Source organism: Streptomyces sp. NEAU-W12 (assembly GCF_026242095.1).
Taxonomy (GTDB): domain Bacteria; phylum Actinomycetota; class Actinomycetes; order Streptomycetales; family Streptomycetaceae; genus Streptomyces.
Map to the genome: position 1 here is coordinate 231444 of NZ_JAPJDM010000008.1, position 15244 is coordinate 246687.

The following is a 15244-nucleotide window of genomic DNA, read 5'->3' on the forward strand; positions in this document are numbered from 1 at the left end:
CCGGCGGCTCGCAGCGGGACGAACGTATGCGGACAAGGTGGTGGCGTGATGGACGGTTGTCCGTCGCACCATCAAAAGGGGTGAACGGACGTAACTTTCCCGTGTGGGGCGCGTTGGGTCGCGCCAAGGGAGCGGATACCGTCAGCTGTTCGGATAAGCCCAGGCGTTGGGCCGGCACCTGATTCCGTCGTGTTCGAGGAACTTGGTCTGCTGCTGCATGACCGGGGCCAGATCGCCGTCCTTGTCACAGGTGACGTGGTTGTACCCGAGGCGGTGGCCGACCTCGTGGTTGATCAGCATCTGGCGGTAGGCGAGCAGCTCGTCGCCGTACGTCGTGGCGCCCCGCGCCCAGCGGAACGCGTTGATCATCACGCGTTCGGTGGCCGCCGAGTCGCAGGACACGTTGTCGACCGTGGTGTCCAGGCCGGACTTGGCGCACCACTCGGCGGTCGTCGCGGGGCTGGCGAGCGTGATGACGAAGTCGGGGCGGCCGGAGTGGATGCGTTCGAAGGTGCGGGCGCCGTTGTGCGCCCAGCTGCGGTTGTCGTTGAGCGTCCTGTGCACCGCCTCGGCGAAGAGCGCCCCGTCCAGGCCGAGCCCCTGCTCCACGTCCACGCGGTAGGTGATCCTCTGCCCCTTGCCGGGTCCGTCGGCGATGCCGGTCATCGCGTCGAACGTCCCCGAGCCCTCGGCCGTGGCGCTGAACGGGAACTTCTCGTCCATCTTCTGCGCGTACGTCAGCGGCTCGGCGCGGGAGGCTCCCGGGGAGGTGCCCTGTTCGTCGCCCGCGCCCTCGTTCACGCCGGGGCCCCGGACGTCGCGCGCCGCCTGTTCGGGAGCGGACTGCGCCTGGAGGTCGTCGGAGCCGTCGCGTTCGTCGGCGACCTGACCGGCCACGACGACCGCCAGCACGGTGGTGACGGCGGCGGCCGCGATCCCGGTGAACGCGCGCCCCTTGGCACCCTTGCTCTGCTCCGTCGCCCCGGTGGGCGGCGCGCCGCCGTCGGGGCCGGCCGGGGCCCCGGCGACCGGGGCCGAGCCCCGGCCGGTGACGGCGGCGCAGGGATCCGCGGGGTGCGCAAAGTCCGCGCCGGAGGCCGGGCGGGTCGTGGCGGGGGGACGGGGCGTGAAGACGTCGTCGCCCTCACCGAAGGCGTCGAGGTAGTCCTGCCGCGGGCCCTGCCGCCCGCGCGGTCCCCGTGGACCGCGCGGCTGCTCGGGCGGTGCCTGGCGCTGTCCCGGCAGGGGCACGGCCCGGCCGGACGGCCCGGCACCCGCGCCGCGTCCCGCCACCTCTCCCCAGCCGCCGCCGGGTTCCCGCTGCTCAGGGTGGCCGCCGCCACGGGCGGCCCGCGGAACACCGTGCGCGGGGGCGCCGTCGGGCAGGCGGGGGAAGCCGTGGGCGGGCGTGCCGTCGGGGAAGCGGGGCACTCCACGCGCCGGCGTCCCGTCCGGGAGCCGGCCGTCCGGAAGCCGCGGCACTCCGTGGGCAGGGGTTCCGGCTCCCGCGGGTACGCCGTCACCCCGCGCTTCCTGCCCGGGCGGGCCGTACGGGGCGGGTGGGCCGTACGCACCGGTCCCGCCGGAGGCCGCCCCCTGGCCCGGGGGCGTCGCACTCCGCGCCGGTCGGGCGTCGCCCCCGGGCGCGGGTCCACGGCGGCTGTGGCGTCCCACGTCGCGCCTCAGCCCCTCAGGTCGTCGGCGGTCGGCCCGCCGTCGGCGGGCCCGTCCGCGACGATACCGGCGGCCGAGCCCGGGGCGCCTTTCGCGCCCGGCTCCAAAGTATCCCCTTCCTGCACCGAATCCGTTGCATCCGCGAGGAGTTCACGGAAAGCGGCGGCCACCGCCTCGGGGTATTCCATCATCGCCACATGCCCCGCGTCGGGCAGGGTGACCAGCCTGGAGTCGCGGAACGCGCGGGCCGCTCGCCGGGCCATCCGGAAGCCGACGAGCCGGTCCCGCCCGCCGTACAGCAGCAGGGTCGGCGCGAGCACCCGCTCGGCCTGGCGCCACAGCCCGTGCTGGCCGCCGAGGGTGTAGGCGTTGACGAGCCCCCGCGCGGAGCGGGTCATGGCGTCCCAGAAGTACGGCAGCCGCAGCCGCCGCTCCATCTCCTGCACGGCGTGGCGGAACGCCTCCGGCGTCACCTGCCCGGGGTCCCCGTAGCAGAGCGTCACGACGCCGCGGACGCGCTGTTCCGCGGTCCACCCCCGGGTGACCCGGGTGAACAGCGGGGCCACCCCGGGCACCGCCAGCAGTCCCGTCGGCACGGCGGTGCGCTGCACGCGCAGCTCGGGAAGGGCCGGTGACACGAGCGTGAGCGTCCGGACCAGGTCGGGGCGTACGGCGGCGACACGGGTGGCGACCGCGCCGCCGAGCGAATTGCCCAGGAGGTGCACGGGGCCGCGCCCGGCCGCGTCGAGATAGCGGATCACCGCGCGGGCGTGCGCCGAGATCGAGTAGTTGCCGTCGTCCGGGGGCGGCGAGTCGCCGAAGCCCGGAAGGTCGACGGCCTCGCTGTGGACGGTGTCGTCCAGGAGGGGCATCAGCGTCGACCAGTTCTGCGACGACCCCCCGAGCCCGTGGATGTGGAGTGCGGGCGGGAGCCCTTCGCGCAGGGGCGGCCTCGACCGCACGGACAGGGTGACGCCCGGAAGGTGGACCGACCTGAGACGCTCGCCTTCGGCGACCCTCACGGCGGCCGCTTCGGAAAGAACGGTGGCGGGCGGCACGGACGGCAGGCCGGTCGAAGACATGCGGCAATGTTACGAGACGATCACACCGGGGTTCATGTGTCGGCGATCACAGGACCGCCGGCCCCGCCGCGCGCACACGGCGTCATGACCCGGTGACGGATCGCACGGCGCCCGGATCGGGTGTCTCCTGGGCTCGAACCGAGGGCACCCGTATGTGGCCCCCGCACCGGGCGGGGACGTTCACAGGAAGGAAGCCCAGCCATGGCATCAGACCCCACCGAGCCCGAGACGTTCGAGGAAGCCGACGAGGCCCGCGAGGACCTGGAGTACGGCGTCGAGGCGCCGGAGGCCGACACGGCCGAGCAGCACGCGGACCTCACCCCGGACCGTGACGAGCCGCTGACCGGCGTCGACGTCGCCCGCGCCAACGAGGCGGACCTCGCCGAGCAGGCCAGGGTCGTCTCCTTCGACGAGGACGACTACCGGTGACGGTGCCGAGGGAGCCGGGGAGGCCGCCGAAGGCCGCCTTCACGGGGGAGTTCCACGCGGAAGCGAGGCCTCGCCTTGCCCTCTCTGACAGCCTTTGAAACCGTCCGTACGGCTTTCGGTGTCCTCGGGTGCGTGAAATTCTGCGCTCTCACCGCGCACAGCACGGTTACCGAAAAGTACGATGACGGCGCGGCTCACACCGCATGTGGACGACAATGGGAGGCGGCGTGACAGCCATCGAGCAGACAGAGACCGTGCGCCCGAGGGGTACACGCCTGCCGCGCCGTGCCCGACGGAACCAGTTGCTGGGCGCCGCCCAGGAAGTGTTCGTCGCGCAGGGGTACCACGCGGCGGCGATGGACGACATCGCCGAGCGTGCGGGCGTCAGCAAGCCGGTGCTCTACCAGCACTTCCCGGGCAAGCTCGACCTGTATCTGGCGCTGCTGGACCAGCACTGCGAGTCGCTGATCCAGTCGGTGCGCCACGCGCTCGCGTCGACGCACGACAACAAGCAGCGCGTACGGGCGACCATGGACGCCTACTTCGCGTACGTCGAGGACGACGGCGGCGCCTTCCGCCTGGTCTTCGAGTCGGACCTGACGAACGAGCCCGCGGTGCGCGAGCGCGTCGACCGGGTCACCAACGACTGCGCCGAGGCGATCTGCGACGTCATCGCCGAGGACACCGGGCTGTCGCGCCAGGAGTCGATGCTGCTCGCCTCGGGGCTGGGCGGTCTGGCCCAGGTGGTCGCGCGGTCCTGGCTGCACAGCGACCGCAGCGTGCCGCGCGACCAGGCGGTCCAGCTGCTGACCTCGCTGGCCTGGCGGGGCATCGCCGGATTCCCGCTGCACGGCAGCGAGCAGCAGTTCTGACAGCACCGGGCCGCGGAGGCCGGCGGGCGGAGGTGGCCGTTTGTTCCCGTCCGCTGTTCGCTCCTGGCGTTGCGGGGGCTGAGCGTGCACATCCCCTCACCGGGCTAATGTGTGCTGGGTACGGCGCGGAAGGCCGCGCACTTCACTGACCGTCGGAGGGACATAGCCGTGGAGGTCAAGATCGGCGTGCAGCACGCGCCCCGCGAGATCGTTCTGGAGAGCGGTCAGAGCGCCGAGGAGGTCGAGCGCGTGGTGGCCGAGGCGCTGGCCGGGAAGTCTCAGCTGCTGAGCCTCGTGGACGAGCACGGCCGCAAGATCCTGGTCCCGGCCGACCGTCTCGCCTACGTCGAGATCGGCGAGCCGGCCCCGCGCAAGGTGGGCTTCGGCGCGCTGTAGGCGACGGCCGGCGGAACACCGGCAGGCGTGGAAGGGCCCGGCGGCCCGGCACCTCGAGCCGCCGGGCCCTTTCGTGTCCGCGCCCCGTACCTCTCGGATGCTCGGCGCTCCGCTCTGCGCGCCGCCCCTCTGCGCGCCGCCCCTCTGCGCCCCGACACCCCCGGCCCCGCTCTCCGCGTCTGCTCCGTTCGGCTTCTCCCCTGTGCCGTTCCCTGCGCACCCCGTCGCTCCCCCTGCCGCCCACCACCGCGTCCGCTCCTCACGGACGGCGCACAGGTCCCTTACAGGGAAGGATTGGATTCCGCAGGTCAGGGGTAGGACGGGCTACGACCGATGCGAGCAGGCCGGCCATGTGGGAGGGACCCCGACATGCTCTTGGAAGCGCTCAGTTCAGCGATCCTCGGGCTGGCTCTGGCATGGGCGGCCACGCGCCGCCTGCCGCACCGCCTCCCCGCCCGCACCCTGGTCCTGTCGACCGGTGTGGCCGGGGCCCTGTTCGGCGCGTTCCTCACACACAGTGCGCTGGACGCGGGTCGCCTGCTGACGGTTCTGTTCGGGGCGGCGATCGTCTCCGTGGCGTCGCTGTCGCTGCTGCTGCGCCCCTCGGGCAGACTCCGCGGCCGGTCGGCGACCGCCTGACCGGCCGCCGGAACCGGCCACACCGGCCGCACCGGCCGCACCGGGGCCTGTGGCGAAAGTGACGTCGTCGCCCGCAGGGCGACCGCGCGGCGTCATGGGGCTCGGTCCTCCTGCTCGAGCGAAGCCGAGAGCCTGGGGGAGCGTGCTCCCGGCGTGCCGCCCGGAAGCCCTCGTACCGGGCGGGCGTACCCCGGCTTCCGGACGGCGCGGCAGGAGTGCCTGCCGGACACCGCGCGGCAGACGCCCCTCTCGCCACAGGCCCCGGAGCCCTGCGGAGCCGGGCAGAGCCCGGCGGCTCTCAGGCCGCCAGGCCCAGAGCCGCCATCCGCTTGGTGTGGGCCTCGGTGATCCGGGAGAACATCCGGCCGACCTCGGCGAGGTCGAAGCCGTCCGCGACACCGCCGACGAGCATCGTCGACAGCGCGTCCCGGTCGGCCACGACCCGCTGCGACTGGGACAGCGCCTCACCCATCAGCCGCCGCGCCCACAGTGCGAGCCGCCCGCCCACGCGCGGGTCCGCGTCGATCGCCGCGCGCACCTTCTCCACGGCGAACCCGCCGTGCCCGGTGTCGTCGAGCACGCCCAGCACCAGCGCGCGGGTGTCGGAGTCCAGCCGGGCCGCGACCTCCCGGTAGAAGTCGCTGGCGATCGAGTCGCCCACGTAGGCCTTGACGAGACCCTCGAGCCAGTCGGAGGGCGCCGTCTGCTTGTGGAAGCCCTCGTACGCGGCCACGAACGGCTCCATCGCGGCGGTCGGCTCCTGGCCGATCCCGGCCAGCCGGTCGCGCAGCCGCTCGAAGTGGTGGAACTCGGCCGACGCCATCTTCGCCAGCTCCGCCTTGTCCTCCAGCGTGGGCGCCAGTTTGGCATCGTCCGCGAGCCGCTCGAACGCCGCCAGCTCCCCGTACGCGAGCGCGCCGAGCAGGTCCACGATGGCGGCACGGTACTGCGGGTCGGCGGAGGCGGCCGCCCAGTCCATGGCGGCGACGCCGGTCGGCGCGGCGGGGGTCTCGGGGGTGTCCTCGGCGCGGTCGGGCATGTCAGAGCTCGTCATAATCCGCACAATAGCCCGCTTGTCGCGGGCCGTAAGGTGCTGGTCAGCACGTGTGGCGACGACTACGTGGCCACATCGGCCATGGCGTGTGCGCGGATTCGGGGTATGGTGGTAATGCGCCTGCCGAATACTCTGACGTAGTCGACAGGGCACTTGTATGAGGATGCCCGGTCGGAGGCCCGATCGGCTCCGCCCCGACCGCCCTCCCTGACCGTACGGCACATTGCGTACGACGATCGGAGGGACCCTCAGCGGTACGAGCGCTAGAGCGTCGGCAGTGGTCCCGTGCCCTACGGCCTCCCCGTAAGGCAGCCGACGTCCCCGGCACGGTCCATAGACGACCCCCGCGCTCGCCTCGCACCGCGCACACAGAAGAGGCAGCACCCTGACTACGTTCCGAGACCTCGGGATTCTCCCCGAGACCGCCGAAGCCCTTGAAGCCGTCGGCATCATCGCCCCCTTCCCCATCCAGGAGCTGACGCTCCCCGTGGCCCTGTCGGGCTCGGACGTCATCGGCCAGGCCAAGACCGGTACCGGCAAGACGCTGGGCTTCGGTCTTCCGCTCCTCGAGCGCGTGACCGTCCCCGCGGACGTGGAGGCGGGCCGCGCGAAGCCCGAGGACCTCACCGACACACCGCAGGCGCTCGTCGTCGTCCCCACCCGCGAGCTGTGCACGCAGGTCACCAACGACCTGCTGACCGCCGGCAAGGTGCGCAATGTCCGCGTCACCGCGATCTACGGCGGGCGGGCCTACGAGCCGCAGGTCGAGGCCCTGAAGAAGGGCGTCGACGTGATCGTCGGCACCCCCGGCCGGCTGCTCGACCTGGCCGGGCAGAAGAAGCTGAACCTGAAGGACGTCAGGGCCCTCGTCCTCGACGAGGCCGACGAGATGCTGGACCTGGGCTTCCTGCCCGACGTCGAGAAGATCATCAACCTGCTTCCGGCCCGCCGCCAGACCATGCTGTTCTCGGCGACGATGCCGGGCGCGGTCATCGGGCTGGCCCGCCGCTACATGTCGCAGCCCACGCACATCCGCGCCACCGCGCCGGACGACGAGGGTGCGACGGTCGCGAACACCACGCAGTTCATCTACCGCGCGCACAACATGGACAAGCCCGAGATGGTCGCGCGGATACTCCAGGCGGACAACCGGGGCCTGGTCATGGTCTTCTGCCGTACGAAGCGCACCGCCGCCGATCTCGCCGACCAGCTCAAGCAGCGCGGCTTCGCCTCCGGCGCGGTCCACGGCGACCTCGGCCAGGGTGCCCGCGAGCAGGCGCTGCGCGCGTTCCGCAACGGCAAGGTGGACGTCCTCGTCTGCACCGACGTCGCCGCCCGCGGCATCGACGTGGAAGGCGTCACGCACGTCATCAACTACCAGTCGCCCGAGGACGAGAAGACGTACCTGCACCGCATCGGCCGTACCGGCCGCGCGGGGGCGAAGGGTACGGCGATCACGCTGGTCGACTGGGACGACATCCCGCGCTGGCAGCTGATCAACAAGGCGCTGGACCTGGGCTTCGGCAACCCGCCGGAGACGTACTCCACCTCCCCGCACCTGTTCACCGACCTCGGCATCCCCGAGGGCACGAAGGGTGTGCTGCCGAGGTCGGAGCGCGTCCGCGCCGGACTCGACGCGGAGGAGCTGGAGGACCTGGGCGAGATGGGCGGCCGTGGCCCGCGCGGCCGGGGTGGCCGCGGTGAGCGGAGCGACCGCGGTGAGCGGGGCGAGCGGAGCGACCGCGGCGACTCCCGGTCGGCCGATCACGAGCGTCCGGCCCGTACACCACGCCGCCGTCGCCGCACGCGTGGCGGTACCCCGCTGAGCGAGTCGGCGCAGCAGCCGGCGGCCCCGGCCGTCGAGGGCAGCGGTGGGAGCACGGGTGAGGCGGAGGCCGGCACGGCTTCCCGCGCCCCGCGTCGCCGTCGCCGTATGCGCGGTGGGGCCGCGGCCGAGGCGGCCACGGTTCCGGTGACCGCGGTTCCGGTGACCGCGGTTCCGGTGACCGCGGCCGAGTCCGCCGAGGCCGCTGTCGGGACGGCGGAGGACACGACCGGGCACGCTCCAAAGGCCCCGGAAGCCCTCGGGGGCCCGTCGGACGAGACCCCGTCGACGCCGCGCCGCCGCCGGACCCGCAGGTCCGCGGAGACAGCAGCCGTCGACACCGCGGCCGACACGGCGGTGGCGGTCGCCGTCGCCCCATCGGCCGAAAACGCCGCCACGACCGGGACGCCCCCGGTGACCGGCGAGCCCGAGGCCCCCGCCGCCGAGCCGCGCCGCCGCCGGACCCGCAAGTCCGCGGCCGCGACCGTGCCTTCGGCTGCCGGGGAAGTGGTGGACACGGCCGAGGCGACCGCCGCACCCGCCCCGGAGCCGGTGGAGACCAAGCAGCGCCGCACCCGCAAGAGCGTGGCCGGGGCCCCCGAGGCCGCCGCGGCCGAGGCCGTGCTCGACCCCGCCGAAGGCACGGAGGCCAAGCCCCGCCGCCGCACCCGCAAGGCCACCGCGACGGCCGAGGCCACCGAGGCCACCACGACCGCGGCCGGCATTCCGGCCCAGGCCGCCTCCGAGGCCGAGCCGGAGGCAGCCGTGGCGACCAAGCCCCGGCGCACCCGCAAGGCCACGGCGACGGCGGAGACGGCCGTGGACACGGCCGAGGCCACCGAGGCCAAGCCCCGGGCCCGCCGCACCCGCAAGGCCACCGCCGCCACGCAGCAGGCGGAGACCATGCCGGAGACCGCGGCGGTCGACACGGCCGAGGCGAAGCCCAAGCGCACCCGGAAGACGGCTGCCGCCAAGACCGTCGACACCGCCGAGGCCGCCGAGGCCAAGCCCCGGGTCCGCCGCACCCGCAAGGCCACCGCGGGCACCGCCGACATCCCGGCCCAGGCCGCGTCCGAGGCCGAGCCGGAGACGGCCGAGGCCAAGCCCCGGGTCCGTCGCGCCCGCAAGGCCGCCGCGACGGCTCCCGCGGAGCCCACGGAGGTCTGACGCGCACCAGAGGCGCCGTCCGACGGCCCGGTCCCGCACCTGTGGGGCCGGGCCGTCGGCGTCGCCCGGCAGGCGTCCCCGGCACCCCGCTCGCGCCCCGGCGCCCGCTACCCTCACCCCGTGACCAGCCACCCCTCCCCCGTTTCCCCTGCCCCCTCTCCCTTCTCCGAGCTGCCGGCCGGCGCTCGGGCGTACCGGCTCCGCACCGCCCGTGGGGAGTTCGCCGTCGTCGACGTGCCGCCGGCCGGCGGGGTCGTGCCGAAGGGGGTCGTGCTGTCGCTGCCCGGGCTCACGGGGAGCAAGGAGGATTTCACACTGGTGCACGGGCCGCTCGCCGCCCGCGGGTACCGCAGTGTCGCCGTGGACGGGCGGGGCCAGTACGAGTCGGACGGGCCCCTGGACGACGAGTCCGCGTACGCGCGGGCGGAGCTGGCGCGGGACGTGCTCGCGCAGGCGGAGGCGCTCCGCGCTCCGCACGGAGAGGACGTACCGCTGCATCTGGTCGGACACTCGCTCGGGGGCCAGATCGCCCGCGCCGCGGTGCTCGAGGACCACTCCCCTTTCCGTTCGCTCACCCTGGTCTCGTCCGGTCCCGCCCGGATCTCGGTCTCCCAGGAGCAGCGCGTGAAGCTGCTGCGGGACGCGCTCTCCCACATGACGATGGCGGAGTGCTGGGAGGCGGTCCTGGCCCTGGGCCCGCCGGAGGAGGTCGGCGGGCCCGCGCGCGGGATCGGCGGCCAGGAGCAGCTGCGCCGCCGCTGGCTGGGCACCAGCCCAGCTCAACTGCTTGCTACCGGAAGGCAGTTGTGCGCGGAGCCGGATCTGGTCGCCGAACTCGCCGCCGTGCCGCTGCCGTTCCACGTGCTGTCGGGGGCGCACGACGACACCTGGCCGGTACCGGACCTCGACGCCATGGCCGTACGCCTGAACGCGCACCGCACGGTCGTCGCCGGGGCCGAACACTCCCCCGCCGTCGACCGGCCCGGGCCCACCGCGCAAGCCCTCGCCGACTTCTGGGACGGCCTCCAGCCCCGCCCCACCGGCAACGCCACCGCCACCGCCACCGGGCCCCTCATCCAGTAACACCTGGCAACACCTGGTACGCCTAGTAATGCCCCTGGAGGTGGGCCCAGAAGCCGTCGCGCAGGGCGCGTCGCAGGTCGGCCTGGCCGCGCAGGGAGTACTGCAGCAGCCCTTCGGCCTCCACCAGCAGGTCCTGGTCGACCGAGCCGGGCAGGTAGGGATGGCCCGGCAGCAGTTCCACCAGCGAGTCCCGCCCGCGTTCGGAGAGCCATTTCGCGGCGATCTGCGCACCGACGAAGCGGACGTCCTCGCGGGCGGGCCGGCCCGTCGCGGGCTCGTACGTGGGGCCCGTGCGCCGGGAGACGTACGGCTTGAAGAAGTCGAGGTCGAAGGTGCGCTGGCTGTCGACCTCCCAGAGCAGGGGCTCGGCCTGGTTGCGGCCCTCGGGCGCCTCTATGCCCCAGAGATGGACCCGGGCGCCGTACCCCTGGGCGGCCTCGACCGCCGAGACCAGGTCCTCGTCGCCGCCCAGCAGGGCCGCGTCGCTGATGGCGCGGTGCCGGGCCAGTGACTCCAGGTCGGAGCGGATCAGGGAGTCGACGCCCTTCTGCTGGTTGTTGGCGTTGAGGTTGCCCAGGCGGACCTTGACGTCGGGGAGCTCGGCGATGGTCTGCTGCTCGGCGGTGTGGATGCGGCGCCTGGCCCCGTCGTACCAGTAGACCCGCAGCAGCCTGCTGTCCGCGAAGATGGTGCGGGCCCGGTCGATGAGCGCGTCGATGAGCCCCTCGGCGTCGAGGTCGAAGGCCCGGCGGTCCTCCGTCCCGGCCACCAGCCGCCCCGCCGCCGCGTACAGATAGCCCGCGTCGACGAAGATCGCGTGTGTGGAGGGCGTTTTCGCCACCTCGGCGAGCATGCGCTGGAGCAGCTCGTTCGTGCGGTCGATGCGGGAGTTCAGGTCCGCCAGGTCGTCGTTCATCGCCTCCATTGTCCCGGCGGTCACTGTGCGAACACAACCGGTCCCGGTCGGTCTCCCGCGAAACCCTTACCCGTCAGTATTTAGCAGATCGAAGAATTTCCTTAGCGTAGGGAATGTTTGCAGGGGGCAACCCGTTGAGCACTGATGGAACACGGACCACTCCGGACCGTTCCGACCACCCCAGTAGTTCTCCTCCAGGAGGATGACCAGACGAAGGGAGAAGCCCTTGCGCTTCGAAATCATGCGACTCGACGACGTCGACGGCACCGCCGTGGACACCACCGTCGTGGACGCCGCCTCCGTCAACCACATCGTGCAGCAGGCCGCCGCCATCGGGCAGCGCCTGTGGATCCGCCCGGCCAACACACCGGCCTCGTAACGCAGGACACCGGGTCCGCGCCGACCTTCCGGAGCCCCCGTACCGCCATCGCCGGATACGGGGGCTCCGTGCGTCCCGCGCCCCCCGTCCCGCGCGGCTCGGGCGGCACGGTCAACTGCCCTGGATCACCTGTGTGACCCCGTTGATGATCTGCTGCACGGCGATCGCGGAGAGCATCATGCCCGCGAGCCGCGTCACCAGGACCACCCCGCCGTCCTTGATGATCCTGATGATCAGCAGCGAGTACCGCATCGCCAGCCACAGCACGACGTGGATGGCGAGGATCGCCGCCCACACCGACACCTGGGCCGGGCCGCCGTCGGCCTTCTGCACGGCGAGGATGACCGACACGATCGCGCCGGGCCCGGCCAGCAGCGGCATGCCGAGCGGGACCAGAGCGACGTTGACGTCCTTGGTCTGCTGGGGCTCGTCGGTCTTGCCGGTGAGGAGGTCGAGCGCGATCAGCAGGAGCAGCAGCCCGCCCGCGATCATCAGCGCGGGCACGGACACGTGCAGGTAGTCGAGGATCTGCTGCCCGATCAGCCCGAACAGGACGATCACGCCACCGGCCACGCAGACGGCCTGGAAGGCCATCCGCTTCTGCGCCTTGGCGGGTCGGCCGGCGGTCAGGGCCAGGAAGATCGGGGTGATCCCGGGGGGATCCATGATGACGAAGAGGGTCAGGAAGAGGGAGCCGAAGACGGCGACGTCGAACATGACTGCCTTGCTGTGAAACGAACGAGAGGAGGAGGAGGGGGCGGGGAGAGCGGCGAGCAGGGGGCACCGGAAGGACGCGTGCCCGGAAGCGTTCGACGCCCGGGCACGGAACAGGGAGCCTCAAGGAGCGGGAAAGCCCGGGAGGAGGGCGGGCGCCGCCCCTGCGAGGGGCGAGGCCCGAGGGCGTACGGGCGGGCGGCTCAGGCGCCGCCGGCCCCCGGCACCGGGAACGCTCCGGTCGCACGGCGTGTGATCTCGCCGTACACCTCGGGGTCCGTGGTGAACTCGCCGGGCACGCAGCTCTTCCGGCTGCCGTGGTAGTCGCTGGACCCGGTGACGAGCAGTCCCAGTTCCTTCGCGAGGCCCCGCAGCCGCGCCCGGGTCCCGGGGTCGTGGTCCATGTGGTCGACCTCGATGCCGTCGAGACCGGCCTCGGCCAGTTCGGCGATGGCGGACTCCGGTACGGTCCGGCCGCGCTTGCTCGCGGCCGGGTGGGCGAAGACCGCCGCCCCGCCCGCGCCCTTGATCAGCCGGAGCGCTTCGAAGGGATCGGTCTCGTGCTTCGCCATGTGGGCCCGGCCGCCGTCGGCCAGCCACTGCGAGGTGAACGCGTCGTTCACCGTCTCCACCACACCCAGCTCGACGAGTGCCGTGGCGATGTGCGGGCGGCCCACCGAGCCGTCGCCGGCGATCCGCGCGACCTGCTCCCAGGTGACGGGCACCCCCAGATCGTTCAGCTTGGCGACCATGCCCCGGGCCCGCGGTACCCGGTCGTCCCGGACCAGCTCGCGCTCGGCGAGCAGCGCCGGCTCCTCGGGATCGAAGAGGTAGGCCAGCATGTGCATGCTGATGCCGTCGTAGCGGCAGGAGAGCTCGGCGCCGGTCACCAGCGTGAGCCCCGCGGGGAGTGCGGCGAGGGCCTCGGCGTGTCCGCGGGTGGTGTCGTGGTCGGTCAGGGCGACGACGTCGAGACCGGCGGCGGCGGCCGCGTGGACCAGCTCGGCCGGGGAGTCCGTACCGTCGGACGCGGTGGAGTGGGTGTGCAGATCGATACGCACGACGCGTGGCTCCAAGCGGTGACGGGCGGACGGGGACGCTTCAGGATAACCGCACTTCCGCGCGCTCCGGTCACACCCGAACCCGCCCGGCGCCCCCTACATCCACCCTCCCCGGTCCGCACACTCGCGCCGACGCTCCCCGCCGGCTCCCCCGCCGCCACGGATCACGGCGCCTCCATCAGCCGCGGAGACAGCGCGCCGCAGGGCACCAGCTCCACCTCGGCCCCGGCGTCCCGCAGGTCGGTGAGGACCAGTTCGTCGTACATCAGGAGCCCGGACTGCTCGGGCCACACCACCGCCCACAGCCACATCCCGAGCGCCTCGCCCGCGAAGACGGCCCGGTCGTCCGGCGTCTTGGAGACGTGCCAGAGCGGGGTGGGGCGGCCGGCGGCCAGCACCTTGGTGTCGGCGGGTTTCTCGACGTCCAGGTACGGGCCCGGGTCCGGGCCGTCGACGCCCGCGTACCGCGCGCCGAGTCCGACGCCGAGTTCCTCGGCCACCAGGATCAGCTCGCCCATGCCGCCGAGCGGCCCGGGTCCGGTGCACGCGACGGCGCTGGCACGGCCGCCGCTGCGGTCGTCACCGGCGCTGGCCACACCGCTGAACAGCCAGCCCACCGGCAGCGGCCACGGCATCCACACCGGCACCCGGGTACGGTGCACGACGACGTCGAGAGCCTCGACGCTCGGCGGTATCACGGGCTGGACCGGATGCACGGTGCCGTGCGCAGCGCACTGCCAGGCATCGGAGAAGAGGCCGGGAGCCCTGACCCGGCCACCGCACTTCGGGCAACTGGGTTCGCCCCTCATAGGGCCCCACGGTCCTACCCTCGCACCGCCACGTCAAGGACGATCACCCGTCCGGACCGAACCGGTCACCCTCCACCACCGACCGGCCCACCCGCCCCGCCCGTGCTCCCGGTTGCCTCCAGGCCGCCGCGGTCCTCGCCAACCGGGGCCTCGTGGATCGTCGTTGACGGGTCGGCACAGGTGAGTTTGCTCACTCCCGCGCGACGGTCGCCCGCCCCGCGGGGGAGCCGTTCAGTCCAGCGCGACGGAGGCGCGGGCGGGATGCCTCAGGTCCGTTTCCCGGGCCAGCCAGCGCTCCTGGAGGGCCTGGGCGCCGTGCACCCGCTTCCAGGCGGCCTCGTTCGGCGTCATGGGCAGCAGCGGCAGGAACCGTACGGGCTCCATGGGCTCGTCGAGCTCCAGGTCCTCCACCAGGCCGCCCGGCTCGGCGACCAGCACCGAGGTGAACGGAGCCCCGGGCCACAGTGGTTCACCGACGTCGAGGGAGGCGCCGGGGGCCACGACCACTCCCTCGACCTGCGGGGACGCGGCGAGCACGGCGAGCGGGCGGAGCACCTTGTCGGTGTCGGCGAGACCGGTCCGTACCGACAGCACCAGTTCCGCACGCGGGCCCGCGACCGGGTCCGCGATCACCGCCGTGGGGTCGGCCATGGGCTGCGCGGACATGCCGAGGGTGGCGTAGCGCACGATGTCGCCCTCCTGGAAGCGCAGCACCTCGACGCGGTCCGTACCCAGGAAGGTGACCGCCGCGCGTGCGTCCGGTTCACCCAGGACCGTACGCAACCGGGCTTCGACCAGAGGAAGAACGTCTGCCATGCGGCGAGCATAGAACTCGTCGGCAGCGGGCGAAGCGGCGCCTTGACACGGAGGGCGGCTGCTAGTGTGGCCCGGTGGTTCGGGGCAGCTCACAGTAAGGACCCCCAGGCAACGCCCAGGCCCGTCAGGGCATTTTCAGGGCACTGGGAGAGTCCGTCGGAGCCCCGGTACCGCTATGACGCTCCCCTTGCGGGGGAATCCCCTCAGGGGATCAGGATCGTCCCTCACGGGGGACCGGCCGGAGGAGGTGGGGCTGGCATGGACCGAAGTCGACCGTGCAGTAGCACCCGCTCTTCCGCCCGTTGATGTAGCTGCTCCGTTCCGGCTG

General features: G+C 73.1%; 15 protein-coding genes. 7 read left to right on the forward strand and 8 right to left on the reverse strand.

All coding sequences use genetic code 11. From position 1 onward, the window contains the following. Positions 1-141: 141 nt before the first annotated feature. Positions 142-1674, reverse strand: coding sequence for a DUF3152 domain-containing protein (locus ORI94_RS12535; protein ID WP_323056045.1), 1533 nt, complete (start codon positions 1672-1674; stop codon positions 142-144). 8 nt (positions 1675-1682) lie between these two features. Continuing rightward, positions 1683-2756 carry an alpha/beta fold hydrolase gene (locus tag ORI94_RS12540; protein ID WP_266074601.1) on the reverse strand — a complete coding sequence of 358 codons (1074 nt, stop codon included), beginning with the start codon at positions 2754-2756 and terminating at the stop codon, positions 1683-1685. Positions 2757-2957: 201 nt separating this feature from the next. Here ORI94_RS12540 and ORI94_RS12545 point away from each other — a divergent pair, with 201 nt between their 5' ends. From ORI94_RS12545 to ORI94_RS12560, 4 genes are all read left to right on the forward strand, one after another. Then, complete coding sequence (locus ORI94_RS12545; RefSeq protein ID WP_266074602.1) at positions 2958-3185, forward strand: hypothetical protein; 228 nt, start codon at positions 2958-2960, stop codon at positions 3183-3185. Positions 3186-3412: 227 nt separating this feature from the next. Next, on the forward strand, positions 3413-4057 hold the full coding sequence (locus ORI94_RS12550) for a TetR/AcrR family transcriptional regulator (protein WP_042172863.1): 645 nt from the start codon (positions 3413-3415) through the stop codon (positions 4055-4057). Positions 4058-4225: 168 nt separating this feature from the next. Further along, the gene (locus ORI94_RS12555) at positions 4226-4453 is read left to right on the forward strand and encodes a DUF3107 domain-containing protein (RefSeq protein ID WP_019522837.1); all 228 of its coding nucleotides are present in this window, start codon (positions 4226-4228) and stop codon (positions 4451-4453) included. Positions 4454-4822: 369 nt separating this feature from the next. Then, on the forward strand, positions 4823-5092 hold the full coding sequence (locus ORI94_RS12560) for a hypothetical protein (RefSeq protein WP_042172757.1): 270 nt from the start codon (positions 4823-4825) through the stop codon (positions 5090-5092). 298 nt (positions 5093-5390) lie between these two features. On the opposite strand, the gene ORI94_RS12565 is transcribed toward ORI94_RS12560, so the two are convergent. Further along, positions 5391-6146 (reverse strand): ferritin-like fold-containing protein, encoded by a 756-nt coding sequence (locus ORI94_RS12565; RefSeq protein WP_042172755.1) that lies wholly within the window; start codon positions 6144-6146, stop codon positions 5391-5393. A gap of 487 nt (positions 6147-6633) precedes the next feature. On the opposite strand from ORI94_RS12565, the gene ORI94_RS12570 reads away from it, so the two are divergent. Then, positions 6634-9138, forward strand: a complete 2505-nt coding sequence (locus ORI94_RS12570; RefSeq protein ID WP_266074604.1) for a DEAD/DEAH box helicase — start codon at positions 6634-6636, stop codon at positions 9136-9138. Positions 9139-9258: 120 nt separating this feature from the next. Continuing rightward, the gene (locus ORI94_RS12575) at positions 9259-10221 is read left to right on the forward strand and encodes an alpha/beta fold hydrolase (RefSeq protein ID WP_266074605.1); all 963 of its coding nucleotides are present in this window, start codon (positions 9259-9261) and stop codon (positions 10219-10221) included. 22 nt (positions 10222-10243) lie between these two features. On the opposite strand, the gene ORI94_RS12580 is transcribed toward ORI94_RS12575, so the two are convergent. After that, positions 10244-11146 (reverse strand): NYN domain-containing protein, encoded by a 903-nt coding sequence (locus ORI94_RS12580; protein ID WP_266074659.1) that lies wholly within the window; start codon positions 11144-11146, stop codon positions 10244-10246. Positions 11147-11363: 217 nt separating this feature from the next. Here ORI94_RS12580 and ORI94_RS12585 point away from each other — a divergent pair, with 217 nt between their 5' ends. Continuing rightward, a complete protein-coding gene (locus ORI94_RS12585; RefSeq protein WP_266074606.1) occupies positions 11364-11516 on the forward strand; it encodes a hypothetical protein in 153 nt (50 codons plus the stop codon). 111 nt (positions 11517-11627) lie between these two features. On the opposite strand, the gene ORI94_RS12590 is transcribed toward ORI94_RS12585, so the two are convergent. The 4 genes from ORI94_RS12590 to ORI94_RS12605 all read right to left on the reverse strand — a co-directional run bounded on the left by ORI94_RS12590 (position 11628) and on the right by ORI94_RS12605 (position 14916). Then, on the reverse strand, positions 11628-12233 hold the full coding sequence (locus ORI94_RS12590; RefSeq protein ID WP_266074607.1) for a MarC family protein: 606 nt from the start codon (positions 12231-12233) through the stop codon (positions 11628-11630). 200 nt (positions 12234-12433) lie between these two features. After that, positions 12434-13291 carry a PHP domain-containing protein gene (locus tag ORI94_RS12595; RefSeq protein ID WP_266074608.1) on the reverse strand — a complete coding sequence of 286 codons (858 nt, stop codon included), beginning with the start codon at positions 13289-13291 and terminating at the stop codon, positions 12434-12436. Positions 13292-13455: 164 nt separating this feature from the next. After that, positions 13456-14100 carry a DUF6758 family protein gene (locus tag ORI94_RS12600; protein ID WP_266074609.1) on the reverse strand — a complete coding sequence of 215 codons (645 nt, stop codon included), beginning with the start codon at positions 14098-14100 and terminating at the stop codon, positions 13456-13458. A gap of 231 nt (positions 14101-14331) precedes the next feature. Then, positions 14332-14916 carry a suppressor of fused domain protein gene (locus ORI94_RS12605; protein ID WP_266074610.1) on the reverse strand — a complete coding sequence of 195 codons (585 nt, stop codon included), beginning with the start codon at positions 14914-14916 and terminating at the stop codon, positions 14332-14334. Between the last annotated feature and the right edge of the window lie 328 nt (positions 14917-15244).

Excerpts from the sequence above, each read along its gene's own strand:
- ORI94_RS12540 (WP_266074601.1), bottom strand. The coding sequence starts at position 2,756 with ATGTCTTCGACCGGCCTGCCGTCCGTGCCGCCCGCCACCGTTCTTTCC.
- ORI94_RS12580 (WP_266074659.1), bottom strand. The coding sequence starts at position 11,146 with ATGGAGGCGATGAACGACGACCTGGCGGACCTGAACTCCCGCATCGAC.
- ORI94_RS12545 (WP_266074602.1), top strand. The coding sequence starts at position 2,958 with ATGGCATCAGACCCCACCGAGCCCGAGACGTTCGAGGAAGCCGACGAG.
- ORI94_RS12590 (WP_266074607.1), bottom strand. The coding sequence starts at position 12,233 with ATGTTCGACGTCGCCGTCTTCGGCTCCCTCTTCCTGACCCTCTTCGTC.
- ORI94_RS12605 (WP_266074610.1), bottom strand. The coding sequence starts at position 14,916 with ATGGCAGACGTTCTTCCTCTGGTCGAAGCCCGGTTGCGTACGGTCCTG.
- ORI94_RS12560 (WP_042172757.1), top strand. The coding sequence starts at position 4,823 with ATGCTCTTGGAAGCGCTCAGTTCAGCGATCCTCGGGCTGGCTCTGGCA.
- ORI94_RS12565 (WP_042172755.1), bottom strand. The coding sequence starts at position 6,146 with ATGACGAGCTCTGACATGCCCGACCGCGCCGAGGACACCCCCGAGACC.
- ORI94_RS12600 (WP_266074609.1), bottom strand. The coding sequence starts at position 14,100 with ATGAGGGGCGAACCCAGTTGCCCGAAGTGCGGTGGCCGGGTCAGGGCT.